This is a genomic window from Microbacterium sp., assembly GCF_035277845.1.
In the GTDB taxonomy this organism is placed as follows: domain Bacteria; phylum Actinomycetota; class Actinomycetes; order Actinomycetales; family Microbacteriaceae; genus Microbacterium.
On sequence record NZ_DATEJS010000024.1, the window covers coordinates 1 to 2602 of the forward strand.

The following is a 2602-nucleotide window of genomic DNA, read 5'->3' on the forward strand; positions in this document are numbered from 1 at the left end:
CACCGCGCACCCACAGGCAGATCGGGCGATGCGCACCGAGGTCGTCGACGGCGCGCGGCCAGTGCGCGTCGGCGGGAGTCACCAGCCGGATGCCGCGCGTCACGGCGATCCGCAGCGCATGCGCGGCATCCGGCGCGGTCACCCGCGGACGCCAGCGCTTCAGGGCATCGCCCCAATCCGCGAGCGGGATGCCCGCGGCGTCCGGCGCCGCTCGGCTGGGCCGCGCGGCGCAGGCGGCGCGGAGTGCTTCGTCGGCGCCGAGTGCATCGATGAGCATGCCGGCGACCGCGTCACCGGGTTCCGCGAGGCAGCTCCAGACGACCCGGCTGAGGTCGTCCCGCGCGCGATCCGGATCGTCCGTGCGTCGACCGAGTCGCGCGAGGAGGGACATGATCTCGGTGTCATCCTGAGGCCCGGCGGTCATGAGTGGAGTCCTCTCTTCAGGTACAGGGCACGTCCGACGTCGTCGATGCTGAGCCGATCGCGGCCGGCGAGGTCGGCAAGCGACCACGCGACCCGGAGGATGCGGTCGTAGCTGCGCATCGTGAGTGATCCGCGGTACAGCGCGGCATCCAGCGGCCGCCGCACCACCTCCGACGGCGCGAGGGGGCCGACCCGCAGCCAGTCCCCGCTCACCTCGGAATTGAGTCGCCACGGTGTCTCGCAGAGCCGACGCCGGGCACGCGCCCGCGCCTCGTGCACGCGGGCCCGGGCATCGGCGGTCGTCGTGACGGCATGGTCGGGGTTCGCATGGGCGACGGAGACCCGCCGGACGGACAATTCGATGTCGATGCGATCGAGCAGCGGGCCGCTCAGGCGACCGAGGTAACGGCGGATGGCGATCGGCGGGCACGTGCAGGAGGCGCCGCGCACCCCGTAGTTGCCGCAGGGGCAAGGGTTCGAAGCCAGCACGAGCTGGAAGCGGGCGGGGAACGACGCCGTGAATCCCGCGCGGTGGATCGCGATCTGCCCCGTCTCCAACGGCTGGCGCAGGGCATCGAGGGTGCTGGCCGGATACTCGGTCGCCTCGTCCAGGAAGAGGACGCCTTCGCTCGCGCGCGCAACCGCACCGGGGCGCACGACGCGGGACCCGCCGCCGACGAGTGCGGCGACGCTCGCCGAATGGTGCGGCGCCTCGAACGGCGGTGTGCGCGTCAGCGTCCGGACCGTCGTCCCGGAGAGCGACCTGATCGACGCCGCCCGCAGCGCCGCCTCGTCGTCCAGATCGGGCAGGATGCCGGGCAGCCGTTCCGCGATCATCGTCTTCCCCGCTCCCGGCGGTCCGCTCATCAGAAGGTGATGCCCGCCGGCACCCGCGACGACGAGCGCGTCGACCGCATCGCGCTGGCCGATGACCTCGGCGAGATCGAGGTGACGCGGCTCGATCTCCGCCATCTCCTCGACGGTCACCGGGTCGGCCTCGGGCACCTCGACGTCCGCGCCGTGAAATCGCACGACCTCCGCGAGCGTCACCGCACCGTGCACCTCGACGCCGGCGACCAGTTCCGCTTCGCCGCGGTTGGCGTACGGCACGACGACGCGCGTGTGGCCCGCGCGCTGCGCCGCGATCACCGCGGGCAGGATACCGGCCACCGGGCGCAGCCGTCCGTCCAGGCCGAGCTCGCCGATGTGGACGGTGCCGCCCACCGAGGCCGGATTCATGCCGTCCTCGGTCGCGAGCGCGGCGATCGCCACGGCGAGGTCGAACCCGGATCCCTGCTTCGGCAGACTCGCCGGCGACAGGTTCACGGTGAGGCGTCGCTTGGGCAGAGGGGTGCCGCTGTTCGCGCAGGCGTTGTGCACGCGCTGCACCGCCTCGCCCAGGGCTTTGTCGGCGAGGCCGATGATGTGGAAATCCGGCACCTGCTTGCTGAGGTCCGCCTCGACCTCGACCAGGGTGCCCTCGAGCCCGACGAGCGCGACGGCCCACGTCCGCGCGACGCTCACCGGATGTCCTCGAGGTGGACGAGCCGCCCCGACCAGGGATCGGCGCCCGTGATGCCGATCACGTCGAGCCTCAGCACCCGGCCGGTCGCGTGGTCCGGATGCTCGTGACGCCAGCGGTGCGCCAGCCGCCACAGCCGCGCCCGCTTGCGGGCGTCGACAGCCTCGAGCGGATCGCCGTATCCGTCGCTGCGCCGGGTCTTCACCTCGACCACGACCACCTCGCGCCCGCGGACCGCGACGAGGTCGAGCTCGCCGTCCGGGCAACGCCAGTTGCGGTCGACGATGTCGTAGCCGCTGCGGCTCAGATGCTGCGCGGCACGTGCCTCGCCCGCGCGCCCGAGATCGTCTTTCGCTGCCATGACGGCAGACTCGCAGCGATCGCCGGGCCGCGACCTGCCGGCGCCTCAGTCTGTGGAGCGGGCCCGGCCGCGTCGGGCCTGTGGACGGGTGGCACCTGCGGGAACCCGCGAAGCCCGATGCCGCGCTCAGTTGTCGAGCGAGAGCTCCTCAGGCAGGTGCAGGTCGTGACGGGACAGCTCCTCGACGTTGACGTCCTTGAACGTGAGCACCCGCACCGACTTCACGAAACGGTCGGCGCGGTAGATGTCCCACACCCACACGTCGTTCATCGTGATCTCGAAGTAGAAGTCGTGCT

The 2602-nt window shown here is 72.2% G+C and carries 3 protein-coding genes and 1 pseudogene; all 4 read right to left on the bottom strand.

Going from position 1 to position 2602, the window contains the following annotated elements:
- Positions 1 to 424 (bottom strand): annotated as a pseudogene (locus tag VJR25_RS00795) (DNA-protecting protein DprA); the annotation flags it as partial.
- Positions 421 to 1947 (bottom strand): YifB family Mg chelatase-like AAA ATPase, encoded by a 1527-nt coding sequence (locus tag VJR25_RS00800; RefSeq protein WP_324111530.1) that lies wholly within the window; start codon positions 1945 to 1947, stop codon positions 421 to 423. The pseudogene VJR25_RS00795 and the gene VJR25_RS00800, both read right to left, overlap by 4 nt.
- Positions 1944 to 2306, bottom strand: coding sequence for a YraN family protein (locus VJR25_RS00805; RefSeq protein WP_324111531.1), 363 nt, complete (start codon positions 2304 to 2306; stop codon positions 1944 to 1946). The genes VJR25_RS00800 and VJR25_RS00805 overlap by 4 nt, the downstream gene beginning before the upstream one ends.
- A 126-nt stretch (positions 2307 to 2432) precedes the next feature.
- Positions 2433 to 2602, bottom strand: a 170-nt coding sequence (locus VJR25_RS00810; protein ID WP_324111532.1) for a DUF2469 family protein, incomplete at its 5' end; no start/stop codon positions are given.